The organism is Haloarcula sp. CBA1129 (assembly GCF_008729015.1).
Lineage (GTDB): Archaea > Halobacteriota > Halobacteria > Halobacteriales > Haloarculaceae > Haloarcula.
On sequence record NZ_RKSM01000001.1, the window covers coordinates 1,524,559 to 1,542,887 of the forward strand.

Sequence of the window (18,329 nt, forward strand, 5' to 3'; positions counted from 1 at the left end):
TCCCAGTAATAGACCTTGCGGAGTGTTCACACATCTATTCGTGAATATAACCCCAAATATTTGGACAGGGGAAAAATTTCAGGGATTCTCGTTCCAAACTATGTCACATTTTATCATGGATGACTGAGAATTTGTGCCACGTCTAGACAGACAATGACAAACCAAATTGCGTGGCAAACGCGGACAGCATCGGTAATGGGTGGGCACCATTCACCATGAGTACACAACAGGAACCAGTCTCACTGGATCTCGACCGGCGCTCGTTCATGAAGGCGAGTGCGCTCGCAGGGGGCGTCGCCCTCGGCGTCAGCGGCGCTGGTCGGGCACTTCAGGAGGACGGCGAGGAAACGGACGGGACAGATACGGACACCGAACTGACGAAGACGATCTGTAACTACTGTTCGGTGGGCTGTGGCTTCCGCGGTGAGAAGGAGGGCAACTCCTTCGTCGGTATGGAACCGTGGCATGAACACCCAATAAATGCCGGGTCGCTGTGTTCGAAAGGGGCCGGCATCTACGAGACGGAACACTCCGAGAAGCGCCTCAAACACCCGATGATACAGGAGGACGGGGAGTGGCGCAAGCTCGGCTGGAACGAGGCCTACGACCGTCTGTCGACCGACATCCGGGCGCTGTGGCCCGACGACGACACCGCCCCGGCAGAGGCCGTCGACGTCGAGGCAGAACACAGCCGCGAGAGCGTGATGTTGCTCGGCAGCGCCCATCACTCCAACGAGGAGGCCTACGCCATCCGGAAGCTGGCGGCGTTCATGGGCACCAACAACATCGACCATCAGGCGCGTATCTGCCACTCGACGACGGTGACGGGGCTGGCAAACACTTGGGGTTACGGCGCGATGACCAACACTGTTCAGGACTACCGGAACTTCGACCTGAACATCATCATCGGCCAGAACCCGGCCGAAGCACACCCCATCGCGATGCAGCACATCCTCGAAGGGCAGAAACGCGGCGGGACCATCCTCAATCTGGACCCGCGATTCACGAAGACGTCGGCCCACGCCGACGAGTTCATGCGGTTCCGTCCGGGAACCGACGTGGCCCTGATGATGGGCATCATCAAAGAGCTACGGGACAAACACGGGCTCGCGATGGACCCTGACGCGGACGAGAGCGGGCAGAACATGCTCACTGACCGCGTGCAGGGCTGGGAGGACGTCGACGCGGAACTGGACGAATACGATAAGGAAACTGTCGAGGAAATCACGTGGGTGTCCGCAGCGGACATCGAGCGCATCGCGGATATGATCGATGAGGCCCGGCCCCACGTTCAGATCGAGTGGGCGATGGGCGGAACCCAGCACAACAACGGCACTCAGAACATCCGCTCGTACGCCATGGCGAGCCTCGCCTCCGGGAGCGCGGCCCGGAGCGGCGGCGGCCTGCAGGTCATGCGCGGCCACGCAAATGTTCAGGGGGCAACCGACCTCGCGGTCGCGAGCCACATCCTGCCGGGGTATTACGGGCTCTCAGCCGGCGGCTGGTCGTGGTGGGCTGAGATCTGGGACCGGACGCCAGAGACCAGCGGCGACACGTCGTTTGCGGACATGTATAACCGGTTCGAGCTGATGCCGCCGGACAAGTATGTCCGCCAGAGCCCGACCTACGAGGGCAGCGAGGACGCGAACTCGCTGCCGCCGAACAGCGACCACGGCCCGAACAATCCGGCGGAGAACTCGATGATGTTCCAGAACGGGCTGACGGTGGCCCGCTGGTTCGAATCGGCGCTCGACAAAGAGAACCGGTATCAGGAGACGCCGATCTACCAGCCCGACCAGACGAAAATCGCGTTCTTCTGGGGGCACTCGGCGAACTCCATCAGCGAGATGGAACAGATGAAAGAGGGGATGGAGAACCTCGACTTGCTGGTCGTCATCGACGTGTTCCCCTCGGTTGCAAGCGTCCTCCCGGATTACGAGGACGGACCGCCAGTGCTGCTGTTGCCGGCGTCAAGCCAGTACGAACACCACCGCTCGCTGACCAACACGAACCGGTCGGTGCAGTGGTCCGAACCGGTCCGCTCGCCGGCACACAACTCCAAGCCGGACCTCCAGATCATGCAGGAACTGGCCGGCTATCTCGGCTTCGGCGAGCACTTCGACTGGGGCGCGGGCTCGGAGCTGTACAACGGTAAATCGAGCTACGAAGGTGTTGTCCGCGAGTTCAACCTCGGGACCAACACCATCGGCTACCGGCAGACCCCCGAACGGCTCCAGCAACACTTGGAGTACGACTGGGCGTTCTCCAACGAGGACCTCAAAGGGGCCGAGGGGACGCCCGTTGCGGGCGAGTACTGGATGCTCCCTTGGCCCTGCTGGGGCGAGGACCATCCGGGCACCCCGATCATCTGGAACGACGACTTGGATCCCAACAACGGAGGGCAGGACTTCCGGACCCGCTGGGGCGTCTCAGCACCGACCCCGGACGACTGGGACGCGATGCCGACAGACGACGAGTACCCGATGCAGGAGACGCTCGACGCTGTCGGCGACCGGTACGAGAGCCAAGAGGAAGCCCTCGACCTGACCCGTGCACCATACAATCCGGCATGGGCTGACTCGGACGACACGGCCGCAGACGGGATGATACACGGTATTCCGGAGTACCCGGGCTGGAAGGTGACGCCGCCACAGAGCCTCGTCGACCCCGAGCAGGAGGTCCAGCCGGACGAACTCACCATCCCCCAGCAGTACGCGCTCGACAATCAGGAGTCGGTGTACACCGCCGCGCAGGCGCTCAATAACCCTGACACGGGGAGTGCGGTGTTCGACGAGTACCTCGAAACGATGATCGGCGAGGGAGTCGACCCCGAGTTCTACGAGCAGTACGACTTCAAACAGCCCGACGCGCCGACCGGGCGCGGACGGGCACGCGCCGTCGTCTGGAGCTTCCTCGATAAGGTGCCGGTCCACCGCGAACCTATCGAGGGGCCGGATACGGAACTGCTGAACGAGTGGCCGGCTAACGGCCAGCAGCGGAACTTCTACCGCCTCGACCAGAACAATCTGGTCGAGCAGGAACAGGCCACGGACATCATCCACAACCAAGACGACGGGCCCGATCTGGACACCATCATGACCAGCGGTCGGCAGGTCGAACATCAGGGTGGCGGTGCGGAGACGCGGAACAACATCCACACTGCCGACCTCCAGCCACACATGTACGCTGAGATAACGCCGAACAAGGCGGAGGAACTCGGCGTCGATGGCGGCGACCTCGTCGTCATCTCCTCGACCGACCGCGGCTCCGTACTGGTGAAAGCCCGCGTGACCGACCGACCGAACGACCGAGAAGTGTTCTTGCCATACCACTGGGGCGGCGTGTTCAAAGGCGAGAGTCTGGAGGACAAGTATCCCGACGGCCACGTTCCCTACGCCATCGGGGACTCTGCCAACGCCATCACGTCCCGCGGCTACGACGTGGAAACCCAGATGCAGGAGACGAAGGTATCGATGGTCGCGGTCAATCCGGCCACGCCGGAGGTACTGGAGCGGTACAACATCGACGTGGACCTCGACTTCGACTTCCCGCAAGACGTGAACGACGTCGGGACACAGAAGGACTTCGACGTCCGCGACAACTCGACGGTGCAATGAGGTGAGCTAGTATGTCAACAGGTAACGAAGTAATGCACGACGGCGTGATGAGTACCGGCGAGGACGCGCGTATCTTCCCGGACGTCGAAGCGTGCATCGACTGTGGCGGCTGTGTCGTCTCCTGTAAGCGTACGTGGGACGTCCCACGTGACGAACAGCGAATCAGCATCGCGACGATGCTCGAAGGGCAGGAGGCCGCGTCGGGGCTCAACGCCAGCAGCGGGCAGGCGATGGAACAAGGCGAGTCTCCGGGTGAGACTGCGGTGCCGATGCAGTGTTATCACTGCTCGAACGCGCCCTGTGTCTCAGTGTGTCCGACAGACTCGCTCATCTCGAAGGAGAACGGCTTCGTGCGGGTCCGGGACGACCTCTGTATCGGCTGCCAGTACTGCCTCTCGGCGTGTCCGTTCGGCGCGCCGCAGTTCCCGGACGAGGACAGCGGCGTCGCCGATCTCGTCGGCAGCGGTGGCAACATGGACAAGTGTACGATGTGTGAAGAACGCCAAGACGTCGGCAAGGGGCCGGCCTGCGCCGAGGAGTGTGCCACCGACGCCATTCTGGTCGGGACGCCCGCCCAGATATCGGACGAACTGGACAACAGGGACAGCGGCACGTTCTTCAACGACGTGGCTATGGACATCATCTTTGGCGAAGACGCCAGTGAGTTCCAATGACGACAGAAGAGGACCTTCCGGACGTAAGCGGCTACAGTCGCGTCTCAGTGGTCATCAGCGCAGTCGTCGGCCTCGTCGTCGCGGCGCTGGCCGTCGTCTGGGCACAGGGGTTCAGACTCGGCTACGAATCGCTGTACCGGGTCAATCCAACCGTGGAGGGCGGCGGTATCGGGGCGGACTGGGTGTTCGGCAACACCATCCCCGCGCTCGATTTCCTCATCGCGCTCATCCACGCGGCCGACGTCATCTTGGGAGCGTTCATCCTCGTGATGGTGTTCATTCACTGGGCGGCATTCCAGCGCCTCGCCGGCCAGATGCGTGAGCCGGGCGAGGACGTAAACGAGGCCGTCGCGGCTGATGGCGGCTCGCCGGCCGGCGGCGACGGACAGGGGGGTGACGGTGCATGAGTAATCTCGACCACGGGAAATTTACCCGCGTGACGACCCTGTTCCACTCGCTTTTGGGCCTTGACGTGTTCTTGCTGTTTTTCACCGGCTACGCCATCATGTTCAACGACGAACTATGGTGGATGCTGACGCTCATGGGCGGGGCCTCGGGTGTGACGGCGATTCACCGCATCACCGGCATCGGACTGGTCGCGCTCGTCGTCTTCTGGATCACGCTCCAAGTAATCTCTTCGACCGGCCGGAGCAACTTCTCGAAGATTCTCCCGGCGAAAGACGACGTCGACGCGTTCATTCAGGACATCCAGTTCGTGCTCGGTCGGGCCGACGAACGCCACCCAAGCGCGCGGCAGTTCGCCGGCTACAAAGCCGACGAGGTCCCGCTGCTGTCCTACATCGGCAAGGGCGTCGTGGCAATCTTCTCTATCGAGCTGACCCTGCTTGCGATTTCGGGGCTGCTCATCTGGAGCAAGACCGGGCTCGCCGCGATGTTCCAGACCAAGGCGGCCGCGATGGCCTTCGTCACGTTCCACGGCCTGCTGGGCGTCATCATGCTGATGGGGGTCATGTTCCACATCTTCGAGCACGGGATGCACCCCGCCTTCTACCCCGTCGAGACGAAGGCGTTCATCCCTCGAAGCATGGTTCCCGAACATCACGGCGACGACGACGAGGAGCCCGACACCACGGGCATCGAACGGCTCTCGCTGTCGCCGTCGTGGCGCACCGTTTCGACGGTCTTCGGCGCGATGACCGTCATCGGCATCGTCTCGGTGCTCATCGGGAGCATCTTCGACGAGGGGTATCCGGTCCCCCGTGAACTGGCTATCGGCGGTGGTCCGTCGAGCATCCTGCTAACTATCGGCATCAACGTTGGGATGGTGGTCCTCGGTGTCGGACTCGTGCTGTCGATGTACGGGAACGTCCTGCGAATCCGCTGGGAACAGCTAGAGCAGGAGCGAGAACCGACGACCGCAGCCGACGGGGGCGAGCCCCAGACAGACGGCGGGCTCCCCGAATCAGACGACGCCGAGAACTGAACCGACCGACGTTTGTTTTTGCCGCGAACCTACGCGATCAGTGCCTGTCCTTCCGGCGATAGCTCGACATCGACGTCCTGCCGGGTCTGCTCTTGAATCTGGTTCAGATTTCTTGTCAGGACTTGCAGGATATCTTTCGGCTCCGGGTAGACGAGCATATTGCCGTCGCCGTCCTCCATGACCAACTGTGTGTCCGAGAGCGCGACCTGATCGCCCTCGATACTGGCGACGATAACATCCAGCGCCTCCGCGCCGCCGGGGTCACCCTCTGTCACCTTCGTGATGTAGAGCGCATCGAGCCCGATGAGATCCTTGTACTCGCGGACCTGTTCGGCACAGGCGACCATGTCCTGTGTCACGGCCGTCTTTTGATCGTTGCCGTGATCGCCCTCGAAGCAGTGTTTACAGATTCGCAGTTCGAGACGCATGCCCCTGTCTATGTGATTGGCTCTCATTACCGTTGTGGCGGGGACCGCTCAACCACTAGTGTTTACTGTCCTGCTGTGAAATGATACCATATGGCATCAGCGCTCAACGCGGTGTATCTGGCACTGGTCGTAGTCGTCGGCGTCGTCGGAACACTGTTCGTCGCGAGTATTAGGTCCGCTGACGTACGATCCCGGTGGCTCGAACTGTCCTCGGTCGGGATAGTGGTCCTGTTCCTGCTGGCTCTGGGCGTCCAGTTCCTCGCATAACCGTACAAGCCCGATTTGCCCGGAGACACTGCTGGAGCGATGGCTACCGTTGTGTTTCTACCAAGCAAGATCTATAGATTGATGGCTCGGACTCTATCTCAATACCAACCCAAGATAATTCTATCCACCCGAAAATATGAGTGGATTTCGTCAAGTCTATCCGTCGATATCTGAACGAGTACTATATCTCGAATGTCTGTATACAATATCAGTATCTGCCTGTACTAATTCGAATATCGGTAGGTTTGGCTACTACTTAGAGCAGATCTAGTAATAGGAAATCTATAGTGGCTGTCCCTCGTTTAGAGTAACAGTCGTACATCCATTATCGAGATGGGACTGTGTCAGGGTCGCTGTAGTATCTAGTACCGAACGATGTAACGTGGCGTTGGAAGGGCGTTCACTCATTATGAATATACGTATGGCTACTAGTCATAAAACAAAACCAAGAACTGGTATTCACGAGACGAACGCAGAACTCGTGTCTACTCGTGCACGTCGCGGGATGGGACTGATGCAAACGTTTTCGAGTCATATTTCGAGCAATCTTCTGACTGCTCTGTGCTGTTTCGCAATCGCTAGCCGAGTACGGGGCTATTGTGAAAAACCGACTGTTCGATTGGCGCTTGCATAAAACTGCAATGTCGTTCACTCCTTCTGAACAGTTCCGTCACGAATAGGTCACGTTCAGCTCAATAACGTTGGCGACTTCCAGTACTTTCTGTGGCAGTTCCTCGCGGAACCGATCGTCACGGAACCGGTTTGTCGGTCCTGAAACGCTGATCGCACCGATAATTTCGTTATCATGGTTGAGGACCGGGGCAGCGACACAGCGGAGCCCTTCGAGACGCTCTTCGTCGTCGAAGGCAACGCCACGCTCCCGAACGTCTGCGAGTTCTTGCTCCAATTCCTCTCTGGTACTGATCGACTTGCTGACCTCCCCGCCGAGTCCGTGTCGGTCGACGATTGCATCGACCCGTTCGGTCGACATATGCGCGAGAATCGCTTTTCCCAGTGCTGTCGTATGCAGTGGAACGCGTGTTCCGACGTGGGCTTTGACCTGTACGGCTTTGTCTCCCCGAGCGCGGTACAGATACGACCCGCGGCCGTGTTCTTCGACGAGAATATTCGCGAGTTCGCCGGTTTCTGTGGCCAGCCGGTCGACCTCCGGCTTCGCGATCTCGAACAGTTTCTCCCGGTGGCGGGCGTATGCTCCCAGTTCCAGAAACCGGAGCCCTACCTCGTACACACCGTCTCTGTTGACAACGTACTCTTCCTGTTCCAGCGTACTCAGATAGTTGTGAACCGTACTCTTTGGGATGCCGAGATGCTGGGCCAGTTCGGTGACACCGGCCCCGTCGAGGTCTTTTAGCGCGTCAAGCACCTCGAACGTCGTCTCAGCGGATTTGACTGGGTTTTGAGCGGTCTTTGCCATACCCGGTTATGGTTTGCCCTCGTATTAAACAGTTGTTCAAACATCTGGGACAGAGCCATGGCCTCGACGACACACCGGCCTCTGTCACAACACATCGATAGCATATCGCCGCACATTGAGGCACGTACGCTCCGACCGATTGTCCCAGATGTATCCACCGGGCGTGCAGTCGAGCAAAGTAATGACCATACTGTCCGTCGCCGCAAACCCACAGACAGGCCAGCAACCGAACCCAGCCGAGGACCGGGTGGCGTATCGCGCTGAAAACCTGTGTACAGCAGGTCCCAGAGAGACCGCGGTCCTGCTCCCCGTCCGAAACCGTTCAGACGACCGTGACGGAATTTTTCAGTGTTCCGATAGACTCGATGTCGATGGTGACTCGATCCCCCTCCTGCAGCGTAAAGTCGTCGTCGGGAACGAGCGAGGTCCCGGTCAAGAGCACTGACAGTTCGGGGACTGCGTTGTGCGCGGTGTAGTACGAGACAAGTTCCTCGCAGGTGCGTTTCATCTCGCTGGTGTTGGTCTCCCCGTGATAGACACGGTCCCCGCCGCGGTAGATCGACATCGAGAGCGCCAGCGAGTGCGGGTCTTCGATGTCCGTGACGACAGCTGGACCGACTGAACAACAGCGGTCGTACACCTTCGCCTGAGGGAGATACAGCGGATTCTCCCCCTCGATAGACCGACTGCTCATGTCGTTGCCGACGGTGTAGCCGACGATTTCTCCCTCGTAGAGGACAATCGCAAGCTCGGGCTCAGGCACGTCCCAGTCTGAATCCGCCCGGATACCGACAGCTTCGCCCGGACCGACGGTCCGATTCGGTGTCGATTTGAAGAAAATCTCCGGTCGCTCCGCATCATGAACGTATAGATACATCTCCGGCGTGTCGCTTTCCTCTGTCCGCGCTTCTTCGCTGATCTGGTACGTGACGCCAGCGGCCCAGACTTCGTCGGCAGTAACTGGATCGGTAGCATCGGCTTCGAGTCGCTGTTCGGACACCGCTTCAGCGGCATCGAGGTGCCGGGCGGTGAGTTCGTCCGGTGCGGTCTCCGCAATCGAGGCCGACTTGAGGAGGTCACGGAACGTCCGGAGTTGCGGTTTGACACTGGTCAAATCGTACGCACCGTCCCCAGTTTCGACCGCTAACCGGTGTGAGTTACCGTCCCGTAGCTGATAATACCTCATACAGAGTAGCAAACTGCAACAATATATCAATCTTGTGCTGCCAACGGCATACTTCCTGCCTGTCACAAGGAGACACTGGCACTAGGTGTGGAGTGCATCGGGTGTCCGGCAGTAGACACATAGTTCGGCACAAACGGCACTCTCGACAGGGACACACAGGGGGAAATCCCTACTATCGGTCGGCAATCCACCTCCATTCAGGCAGACCGACGTTCAATAATATGGAACATTACGAATGACAGACGTACATACGTTATTCTGGTATCCCAGTGAGCGTGTCGTGAGACACGTCCCGTTCTGTCACTGTCTGTTCGATCTGGGTTTTTACCGAGCCACAACAACATCTGAATCTACAGTTGAGTGTCGCAGCGCCACTCCGTTTTACAACCATACGAATGTATCCCCCATCCGATTGTGTCTGCCTGACTGTCTTTTTCTAGATTTTAGCGCTGGTTACCCTCTATACAGACTTATTTGTGCTATTTCTCACTCAGGAGTCGTGAATATGCGAACAGTGTCTCGCTTCCCATCCATTGAATCTACTTCAGTAAGTCCACACTCTGTGAACACCGCGTTCCAGTCCCGGTAATACAGCGGAACGTTGTCATCGACGTAGTTTACCTCACCTGCGTCGCCGTCTTCGTTCTCGACAGTTATCAACAGATCATCTGCGATCCGTGCCAGTTCTTCGAAGGCCCAGTCGACGTCTGGGTGGAGATGCTGCAGTGTTTCGACAGAGAAGACGACATCGTACGTGTCGTCTGGAACATCTGTGACGAACTCTTCGATAGCCATCGCGTGAAATGAGCCGCTGTCCGCGAGATCTGGGTACGTCTCGGCGAGGACATCTAACGCGTCGGCGTTGATGTCGACGCCGGTCAAATCCGAGTAGCCAGCTTCAGACAATGCGGCGAGATGCCGTCCGGAACTGCAGCCAACCTCCAGAACAGCCGCGTCCCGCTCGACATGTTCTGCAAGTATCGACTGCACCAGCTCACTCGTCTCGTCCGCTCCATAGTAGGCATAATACGCGGGAGAGTATTCACCGGACCGGTCGGCCCACTCCTCGCGAATGTCGGTAGAGTCCACGGTGAAGTCGGGACGGGGAGACGGAAAGTTCTGCCGGCTCGGCTGCAGCGAGGGTGGTTCGACCGAAAGACGCAACAGCCACCCATACGACCGGTGCGCCATGGTCTGGACAGTGATGCCGGACTTCGAGGAATACGAGGAGGCCCGCGATCAGTTCAATTGGGGCCCGCCGACGTCGTACAATCCGGCGGTCGATTTTCTGCGAAAACACGATGACCCTGACAGGGTGGCGCTCGAACAGGCGTATCCCGACGGACGGCGCGAACAGTACACGTTTCGCAAACTGGACGAGCTATCGGACAGGCTCGCGGCGGGGTTGGCTGGGCTCGGCGTTGAGGCCGGTGACCGAGTCGGCGTCGTCGTGCCACAGAAGCCACAGAACCCGATCACGCACTTGGCAAACTGGAAGCTCGGGGCCGTCTCGGTCCCGCTGACGGTTCTGTTCGGGACGGACGCGCTCCGGTATCGGCTGGACGACGCTGGCGCGACCGTCGCCGTTATCGATCCGGCCGTGCGCGACGATATCGACGCAGTCCGGGGTGACTGTCCAGCGCTGGAACACGTCGTCGAAATCGAAACCGACGCGCCGGCAGATAGTGTCCACTCTTTCGAGGACGTGCTCGCCGCGCCTGAAAATACCGACATCGAGCCGTATGAATCGACTCTCGACACCGACACGGCGATACTGTACACCAGCGGGTCGACGGGGCCGCCGAAAGGCGTCCGCCACTCACATGCACTCTGGCTCGGAAGGGCTGCAGCGGCGTACAACTTTTTCGACCAAGGGCTGGGACCGGACGCGACGGTCTGGACGCCCGCGGACTGGGCTTGGGGTGCGGCGCTCGGGGGGACGCTCTTCGCGACGTGGCACCACGGCGGGACTGTCGTCGGCTACCCGGACTCGGGATTCGAGGCCGACGAGGCGTTCGGCTTGCTTTCGGAGTTCGGCGTTACCCGGTCGTTCATGCCGGCGACGGCCCTGCGGCTGCTGATGGACGTTGAGGATCCGACTGCGACGTACGACCTCGCTATCGAGACGTTCGCCGTCGGCGGCGAGTCGCTGACGCCAGAAATCGTCGACCGGGTAGCGGAGACGTTCGACTCGGTCACGATCAACGAGTTCTACGGCCAGACAGAGCTGAATCTTGTCGTCGCCAACAACTCGAACTGGTTCGACACCCAGCCGGGAAGCATGGGCAAGCCACTGCCGGGGTATGACCTCGCGATACTGGACCCCGAAGCCACAGACCGCGGTGTTGCCGAACCCCTCCAAAGCGGCAAGCTCGGCGAGATAGCCCTGCGACCCCACAACCGCTCGGTATTCTTCGACGAGTACTGGAACATGCCGGAGAAGACGGCAGCCAAGGAGATCGAGGGCTGGTTTGTGACCGGCGATCTGGCCCGACAAGACGACGACGGCTATGTCTGGTTCAAATCTCGAAAGGATGACGTAATCATCACCAGCGGCTATCGTGTTGGGCCGATGGAGGTCGAGAGTGCCATCCTCGAACATCCTGACGTGCTTCAGGCGGGTGTCATCGGCGTGCCGGACGACACGCGCGGTGAAATTATCAAGGCTTACGTCGAAACTGCCGCGGACGCACCGGCCCACGAAACGCTCCGTTCGGAAATCCGGTCCGTCGTCAGAGAGCACCTCGCGGAGTACGAATATCCCCGGGAAATCGAGTTTGCTGATGCGCTACCACAGACGACGAGCGGGAAAATCCGGCGGAAAGAACTGCAGGAGTGGGATGCCGACGACAGGGCCAACGAGTCACCGTAGTCGCCGGTGTTGGCATCGGCAGATGTCAGTTGTATGAAAACAGTAGACTACTCCGAATATTGACGACGGTATGTAGAAAATCGGATTTGTAAGCCGATCTCGCGACCGAAAGAGAAAATATCTCCGTATATGGTGATTTTGGATTTATATACTATCTCCGACACCTATTTAGTGTGCTTCGAAAGTAAAGTCATGGTGTTGATCTGAAACATCTATAGTTGTGAAGTCATATTTGCATATATCGGTGTATGAACTTTGACTTGGGATAGAACGGTGTGTAACAGGCTCTTTCAGCTAATACCGCTGCGGGCTGGCTAGCGAACTCCTTACAGATTGAGTCGATAGTGCTCCGCAAAAATGTCCGCGATACGGCTACTCAGGGGAATTAAACGCAGGTATGAATGGAACGGACAGCCCGGATGGCCCGGCGTTCGGACGCGGGTAATCCCGTTTGCCTCCTCCACCCCGCGACCCCACGAGCGACGGGTGTTCGATGGTCCGCTGCTCACTTCCGTGCCTGGCGGAGTGCCATCGTTTAACCACGTGGGCACACCCCTGCAGGTGCGACCACGCGGACCGCCGTCCCCGTGGGACGAGGCTTCCATGTTAGCTTACGGGGTCCACGTCCGTCAGACCGGACGCCCCCGGTGTTCGGTCCCCGCTCAAGACCACAGTGCGGGCAAGGAGGGGGGCCTAGCCCCCCGACCTAGTCCATCTGAAATTCCGCCGCCGCCCCATAAGGGCCTTTCGGATGCGCCCAGAGACCGCTGGACGACGCGCCGGTGGGCAGACCGGCTTACAGCAGGTCCAGCGCTCGTGCGAACCATGTCCCACCGAGCGGTATGAGCAGGCCAGCGAGGACGACGCCCCAGCGGTGGTGTTCCATCAGCGTCGACTCAGTCAGCCCCAGCACGAGGCTCTCGGGGACAGTGACTGCCCAGAGAACACTGAGAGCGACGATGAACACGCCTATGCCGATGCTGGCCCCCGCTGCGATACTCGGGTCCGACCGACCCTCGCGGCCGGCCGCCAGCACGATGATGCAGACAAGCGCGAACACGCCCGACAGCAGCGGGGAGAGCGCGCCCGAACTGTAGTACGCTCCCACGGCGCTCGCCGTCTCAACGAGCCCGTACGGGACCGCGAGTACAAGGAGATACAGAACGCAGCCGACGATGCCGACAGTCGGAGCGAGCCGCAAGTCGTCCATACCGTCGCTCGGTCCGGCGGCGTCTTAACAGCGACGTTCGAGCGAAACGAGGAAATGTCGGCTCTCCGTACCTGTGCCCATGGGACTGGGTTCCACCGCGAAAAAGATACAGAAGGTCGCAGACATCGCTGAGGACCTCTACAAGAAGGTCAACGAGCTGAAGACACAGCTCGAGGACTTGCGAAGCACTGTCGACGAGACGAACACTCGCGTCGACGGGATGGAGCGGGAACTGGCCGAACAGCGCGCGCTCATCGAGGCGCTCGCCGAAGAACGAGGCATCGACACGGAGGCGGTCGTGGCCGAGGTCGCCGCTGACACTGATTCTGACACAGCTGAAGCGGTTTCGGAGTAATCCCGTGACTGCGGTACCACGACGCGGCGGAACCGGTTGGTTTAAACCATAACGTCATCATACCATTGTACGTAGGGCGCTTAGCTCAGCTTGGACAGAGTGCTTGGCTTCGGACCAAACCGTCGGGGGTTCAAATCCCTCAGCGCCCGTGACTTCTGCGCGACCGACAGTGAGCGCTGATGAGCGTCGGCTGAGTGATTTGCATCAGGGAGGAGCTTGCTCCGACCGTGGTTCAAATCCCTCAGCGCCCGTTGCTGTCGCGAACAAATTCGTGAGCGACTGCGACGGTAATTTGTGGGACGGAACGTGCGAGTGTCGCGAGCGAAGTGCAGGCGGCTCAAACCCTTCAGCACCCGTAGCTTTGGGCGGGACAGACGTACCAAGAATCACTAGCGAGAGTGCACACGGGACGTAGCCTCACACAGGCCACGAGACGAGCACGGGGGCACTGGGAGTCGTGTATCGTGGTCTCCCACAGGGGAGTCCCGGTGTGGTTCAGTCGTCGGCCGGTTCCACGACGCTGTCGAGGCCGGTCATCTCCAGCCCGCCGCCGATGGTCCGGTTCGGGTACGGGATGTTGATGTCCTCTGCGTCGAACCGCTCTTTGACCGATGTCACGTATTCCCCGCGGGTCTTGACGAAGTCGGCACGACTCGGGTCGTCGATCCAGATGCGGGACTGGAGTCCCACAGAGGAGTCACCGAGTTCAGTCAGTCGGACAGACGGCTCGGGATCGTCCAGAATCTCCGGGTGGTCCCGGGCCTCCTCCAGAATAATCTCGGTCGCCTTGTCGATGTCGTCGTCGTATCCGATGCCGAACATGAACTTCAGTCGAAGTTGCTCCTTGGCGACTGGGTTCTTGATCACGCCGTCGGTCAGATTCGAGTTCGGCACGGTCAGCAGTTCGTTGTCGAAGGTTCTGACGCGAGTAACACGGAGACTAATGTCCTCGACGACGCCGGAGTTGCCGTCCCACTCGATCCAGTCACCGATCCGGAACGGCTTGTCGGTGTAGATGAACACGCCGGCGACGAAGTTCTTGATGACGTCCTGCATCGCGAAACCGATAGCGAGCGTCGCCGCGGCGGCGATGGTTGCCAGCGACTGCAGGAAGTTCCCGTACTCGGCCATCCCGAATGCGACGGAGATGGCGACGAAGATGATACCGATACTGACGACCTTCTTCAGCGGTCGCCGAGCATGGGTATCGAGGTCGCGGGACTTGAGCGACCGGTCGACAATCGGCAGCACGACCGCCTTCCCGAGAATGTAGACGAGGACGAAGACGACGACGAAGACAATCGCCGAGGCGATTGAGCCGGCTGCCGGCACGCCAAAGCCCTGAAGCAGGTTGGCGAGTGGTTGGACCTGCATCATTTCTTGAACACCGCGGTGTGGCCCCGCACCTGAATCACCTCGGCGTTGACCATCTCGGCCAGATCTTCAGCGAGTTCTTCGGCCGTTGTGCCGCCCCGGGACGACCGGAGGAACTTCACCTTCACGAGATCCGTGTTTTCCAGCTGGTCGTCGAGTTCGTCCGCTACGGATTCGATACCGTGTTTGCCGACGCGGAGCGTCGCGTCGAGGTCGTGTATCCGCGACTGTCGAGATGAGTCACTCATGTACACCGTTTAGCGAGGACAGCCCCTTAAAACCAGCAGTCGTAAAGAATCATCAGTCGTACGGGTAGCGTGACTGTGACCCACAGTCACAGGTGATGACGACGTGGCCGGACTGGGTCCGGGACCGGGCGTTATGACCGTGTAGCAGGTACGTATCGCAGGCGTCACACGTCGACCGTTCGAACGACCGTGGCAGGCGCAGGCGGTGGCGTTCGGCGACACGCCGAGCGCGCCGGACGTACGACCGGGCACGCTCCCCGTTGCCGACCTGAACCGCCTCACGAGCGAGCGACTGGAGGCGCTCGATCCGCTCGCTGGCGATGGTCGCCTCGTCCGTCATAGACGGTACTGGGTCGGCGGCGGGAAAATGCCTTCCGGACGAGCTAGCAACAGTCGACGCACCATTTGGTCGCTTTGTGAACAGCCAGAAAGCCCGAGACGCTGGATTACTGCGACTCGCTGCGCGGTTCGCGCACCTATTCGCAGTGCTTCCGTCGTGGTCCGGTAGAGCAGTGCTCTCTCGCCATCCCGAAAATCGAAGGTTTTCGGACGCTCTCGAACGCCCAGCATCTCGTCCCTTGCAGTCCACCCTGTAGTTGGGCGATCAGGCGACACCGGTGGACCGTCTGGCTGTTCTAAGCTACTGTCGAAAGACGTCCACCCATATCCTTACAGACCAAGTCGGTAGGATTTTCGGTCCGGCCGGAGTGTCCCGAGGCGTGCGCGTCCTGAACTATCTCGAACTGGCCGACCACCTCGACCGGTCGGGCATCGGCACTGCCGTCGACCACCAGCGGGCGGCGCTGTCCGGGACCGACATCGAGGTGGAGACGACGCCTTGGCAGGAGGGCCATCCGGCGTGGGCACTGGGTGGCAATATCGCCTTCAACGACCCGATGTTCCGCGAGTTTGACATTGCCCACTGCAACATGATCGGGCCGGGCTCCGTCGCCGTGGCCCGGTACGCGGCACACGCGGACATTCCACTGATCCTCCACGCTCACGTCACCCGCGAGGACTTCCGGGACAGCTTCCGCGGGTCGAATCTGGTCGCGCCGGCACTGGGCCGGTACCTCCGGTGGTTCTACTCGCAGGCCGATATGGTCCTCTGTCCCTCCGAGTACACGAAGAATATCCTCGAATCGTACCCCGTCGACGCACCGATACGGCCGATGTCAAACGGCGTCGACATCGACGCGCTCGACGGCTTCGAGGGCCTGCGCGAGGACTACCGCCGGCGCTACGACCTCGACGGGATGGTCGTCTTCGCCGTCGGCAACGTCTTCGAGCGCAAAGGGCTGACAACGTTCTGCGAGCTCGCACAGCAGACCGACTACGACTTCGCGTGGTTCGGCCCCTACGACGCCGGTCCGCAGGCCTCGAAGACGGTCAAGCGGTGGGTGAACGACCCGCCGGCAAACGTCACGTTTACCGGCTGGGTCGACGACATCCGCGGCGCGTTCGGGGCCGGCGACGTGTACCTGTTTCCAACGAAGGCCGAGAATCAGGGTATCGCCGTGCTGGAGGCGATGGCCTGTGGGAAGGCCGTCGTCCTCTCGGACATCCCCGTCTTCCGAGAGTACTACGAAGACGGCCATGACTGCCTCATCTGCGAGGACGAGGCTGAGTTCCGCGAAGCGCTGGAGCGCCTCGCCGAGAATCCCGACTTGCGGGAGCGCTTGGGCGAGAACGCAAGGGAAACAGCCAGAGAGCACAGCTTGGACCGGGTCGGCCGGAAACTCGTCGAAACGTACGAAGAACTGGCCTAAGCGCCGTTCGAAGCAGAGCGAGTGTTATGCCGAAAGCGGCTCGCTGTCGACCGATACCGTTGGCGAGCGCCGCCAGACGACCGTGACCAGCACTGCGCCGACCAGTACCAGCGCACCGGCGACGGTGAAGGCAAACAGGAAGTCGTAACCGCCGAGCCAGCCGCCGAGTATCGACCCGACGCCACTTGCCAGCCCGGAGACGGCGGTGTAGATGCCGAGCGCCTCGCCGCGGATGGCCGACGGTGCGAGCTGGGTGACGACGCTTGCTGCGGTAACGGCGATGACGGCCCAAGCAACACCGATGAGAACGAACACGATGCCGTTGATAATTGTCCCCAGCAGCGTCGCTGACAGCAGGAGTCCCACGACGGCAACGGCCGGATGGAGCGCCGCGCGGGCGAGCAGGCTTCCGACCTGAAGCCCGCTCGGGTTGTACCGCTCGGCGAGCGAGCCAGCGCGGTCGTACCACAGCGCCGAGCCGACGCTGGAGACGAGATACAGCGCAAACACGAGTCCCGATTCGTAGCCGAGCGTCCGCGAGAGATACAGCGGGAGCGGTCCCCAGAACACGCCGAAGCCGACGAAGAAGGCGACGACACCGCCAAAGTATATCGTCAGTGCCGGAGAGAACCGGGCCGCGACTTCCCGTGGGTGCAGCGACCGCGTGAGCCAGTACAGTCGCCCCGGACCAACCGGGAACGTCGCGCTCCTGACCGGAAGCCGACGCGACCGTGCGATAGCCCGCGCCATCCGGCTGGCCCGCGGGCGGTCGAGTTCGGCGGGGTCGGTCGGCAGCCACTTCGCAGCGAGAAACGCCGACAGGCCGACCGCGGCCGCACACACCCATAGTAGCGACTGCTGGGCGACGAGGGGGCCGAGTGGTCCCGAGAGCAGCGTCGTCCATACCAACCCGAGGACGAGGCCGCCAGCCCATCCCCAGCCCTGATAGCGGTTCAGGACGGCGAACCGCGCCGGCCAGTCCCGTTCGACGGTTCCGACGGTGACAAGCAACGTCAGCACCGGTGCGATAGCGCCCGCCGCGAACCACAGCAGGCCGTTGCCGACGATGACCAGCCACGGCTCCTCGGTGAGTGAGACGAGCACCAGCGCGAGGGTCGCCAGTCCCAGCGCGAGGAGGACGAGCGACCGTCGCTTCCCCGTTTTGTCGGCGACGCGCCCGAAGATGAGGGCACCCGGCGCACCCGCGGCGGCGGCCACCCCGGCGAGGACACCAAGCATGAATGTCTCGCCGCCGATGGCGACGAAGTACAGCGGAACAAGCAGCGAACCCGCGCCCAACGCGACCGATGCGAGTGCCCAAGCGTACAGCCAACCGTCTCGGTCCATTACCGACAATCCGCCACGGTCTCTGAAAAGGACTCTGGCGTCTACCGGTTATAGACAGCTGTCTGACAAATGGCGTGCCAATGGCAACGGTTTAACCCATGGT

At 60.8% G+C, this 18,329-nt stretch carries 17 protein-coding genes, 1 tRNA gene and 1 other RNA gene; 9 read left to right on the top strand and 10 right to left on the bottom strand.

The window, feature by feature from the left end:
• Positions 1-215: 215 nt before the first annotated feature.
• Genes Har1129_RS07530 through Har1129_RS07545 form a run of 4 tightly spaced genes read left to right on the top strand, consistent with a single transcriptional unit; the run spans position 216 to position 5,735 of the window.
• Positions 216-3,617: a formate dehydrogenase subunit alpha gene (locus Har1129_RS07530; protein ID WP_151100097.1), complete on the top strand. Its 3,402-nt coding sequence runs from the start codon at positions 216-218 to the stop codon at positions 3,615-3,617.
• Between the two features lie 11 nt (positions 3,618-3,628).
• The gene (locus Har1129_RS07535; RefSeq protein WP_151100098.1) at positions 3,629-4,291 is read left to right on the top strand and encodes a 4Fe-4S dicluster domain-containing protein; all 663 of its coding nucleotides are present in this window, start codon (positions 3,629-3,631) and stop codon (positions 4,289-4,291) included.
• Positions 4,288-4,698: a hypothetical protein gene (locus Har1129_RS07540; RefSeq protein WP_151100099.1), complete on the top strand. Its 411-nt coding sequence runs from the start codon at positions 4,288-4,290 to the stop codon at positions 4,696-4,698. The genes Har1129_RS07535 and Har1129_RS07540 overlap by 4 nt, the downstream gene beginning before the upstream one ends.
• A complete protein-coding gene (locus Har1129_RS07545; protein ID WP_151100100.1) occupies positions 4,695-5,735 on the top strand; it encodes a cytochrome b/b6 domain-containing protein in 1,041 nt (346 codons plus the stop codon). The genes Har1129_RS07540 and Har1129_RS07545 overlap by 4 nt, the downstream gene beginning before the upstream one ends.
• 29 nt (positions 5,736-5,764) lie before the next feature.
• On the opposite strand, the gene Har1129_RS07550 is transcribed toward Har1129_RS07545, so the two are convergent.
• A complete protein-coding gene (locus tag Har1129_RS07550; protein WP_151100101.1) occupies positions 5,765-6,163 on the bottom strand; it encodes a hypothetical protein in 399 nt (132 codons plus the stop codon).
• 90 nt (positions 6,164-6,253) lie between these two features.
• Here Har1129_RS07550 and Har1129_RS20540 point away from each other — a divergent pair, with 90 nt between their 5' ends.
• Entirely contained in the window at positions 6,254-6,430 is a 177-nt protein-coding gene (locus Har1129_RS20540; RefSeq protein ID WP_191906119.1) for a hypothetical protein, read from the top strand.
• A 670-nt stretch (positions 6,431-7,100) separates the two neighbouring features.
• Here the strand turns inward: Har1129_RS20540 and Har1129_RS07555 are convergent.
• From Har1129_RS07555 to Har1129_RS07565, 3 genes are all read right to left on the bottom strand, one after another.
• Entirely contained in the window at positions 7,101-7,865 is a 765-nt protein-coding gene (locus Har1129_RS07555; protein ID WP_151100102.1) for an IclR family transcriptional regulator, read from the bottom strand.
• Positions 7,866-8,187: 322 nt separating this feature from the next.
• Positions 8,188-9,051: a fumarylacetoacetate hydrolase family protein gene (locus tag Har1129_RS07560; protein ID WP_151100103.1), complete on the bottom strand. Its 864-nt coding sequence runs from the start codon at positions 9,049-9,051 to the stop codon at positions 8,188-8,190.
• A 486-nt stretch (positions 9,052-9,537) separates the two neighbouring features.
• Positions 9,538-10,140, bottom strand: a complete 603-nt coding sequence (locus tag Har1129_RS07565) for a class I SAM-dependent methyltransferase (protein WP_151100104.1) — start codon at positions 10,138-10,140, stop codon at positions 9,538-9,540.
• A gap of 100 nt (positions 10,141-10,240) precedes the next feature.
• On the opposite strand from Har1129_RS07565, the gene Har1129_RS07570 reads away from it, so the two are divergent.
• Positions 10,241-11,923: an acyl-CoA synthetase gene (locus Har1129_RS07570; RefSeq protein ID WP_151100105.1), complete on the top strand. Its 1,683-nt coding sequence runs from the start codon at positions 10,241-10,243 to the stop codon at positions 11,921-11,923.
• Positions 11,924-12,327: 404 nt separating this feature from the next.
• On the opposite strand, the gene ffs is transcribed toward Har1129_RS07570, so the two are convergent.
• Together ffs and Har1129_RS07580 are read right to left on the bottom strand one after the other, a co-directional pair.
• An RNA gene (ffs, locus tag Har1129_RS07575) (signal recognition particle sRNA) lies at positions 12,328-12,640 on the bottom strand.
• 79 nt (positions 12,641-12,719) lie between these two features.
• On the bottom strand, positions 12,720-13,133 hold the full coding sequence (locus Har1129_RS07580; protein WP_151100106.1) for a hypothetical protein: 414 nt from the start codon (positions 13,131-13,133) through the stop codon (positions 12,720-12,722).
• Between the two features lie 79 nt (positions 13,134-13,212).
• On the opposite strand from Har1129_RS07580, the gene Har1129_RS07585 reads away from it, so the two are divergent.
• On the top strand, positions 13,213-13,488 hold the full coding sequence (locus tag Har1129_RS07585) for a DUF5798 family protein (RefSeq protein WP_151100107.1): 276 nt from the start codon (positions 13,213-13,215) through the stop codon (positions 13,486-13,488).
• 74 nt (positions 13,489-13,562) lie between these two features.
• Positions 13,563-13,637: transfer RNA gene (locus tag Har1129_RS07590), tRNA-Arg, on the top strand.
• Positions 13,638-13,983: 346 nt separating this feature from the next.
• On the opposite strand, the gene Har1129_RS07595 is transcribed toward Har1129_RS07590, so the two are convergent.
• From Har1129_RS07595 to Har1129_RS07605, 3 genes are read right to left on the bottom strand one after another with little or no spacing between them, the layout of a single operon-like run.
• Positions 13,984-14,862: a mechanosensitive ion channel family protein gene (locus Har1129_RS07595; protein ID WP_151100108.1), complete on the bottom strand. Its 879-nt coding sequence runs from the start codon at positions 14,860-14,862 to the stop codon at positions 13,984-13,986.
• Entirely contained in the window at positions 14,862-15,110 is a 249-nt protein-coding gene (locus tag Har1129_RS07600) for a YhbY family RNA-binding protein (RefSeq protein ID WP_151100109.1), read from the bottom strand. The genes Har1129_RS07595 and Har1129_RS07600 overlap by 1 nt, the downstream gene beginning before the upstream one ends.
• A gap of 52 nt (positions 15,111-15,162) precedes the next feature.
• On the bottom strand, positions 15,163-15,450 hold the full coding sequence (locus Har1129_RS07605; RefSeq protein ID WP_151100110.1) for a ribonuclease P protein component 4: 288 nt from the start codon (positions 15,448-15,450) through the stop codon (positions 15,163-15,165).
• 379 nt (positions 15,451-15,829) lie between these two features.
• Here Har1129_RS07605 and Har1129_RS07610 point away from each other — a divergent pair, with 379 nt between their 5' ends.
• On the top strand, positions 15,830-16,879 hold the full coding sequence (locus Har1129_RS07610; RefSeq protein ID WP_151100111.1) for a glycosyltransferase family 4 protein: 1,050 nt from the start codon (positions 15,830-15,832) through the stop codon (positions 16,877-16,879).
• Between the two features lie 24 nt (positions 16,880-16,903).
• On the opposite strand, the gene Har1129_RS07615 is transcribed toward Har1129_RS07610, so the two are convergent.
• Complete coding sequence (locus Har1129_RS07615; protein ID WP_151100112.1) at positions 16,904-18,226, bottom strand: MFS transporter; 1,323 nt, start codon at positions 18,224-18,226, stop codon at positions 16,904-16,906.
• Positions 18,227-18,329: the final 103 nt, after the last annotated feature.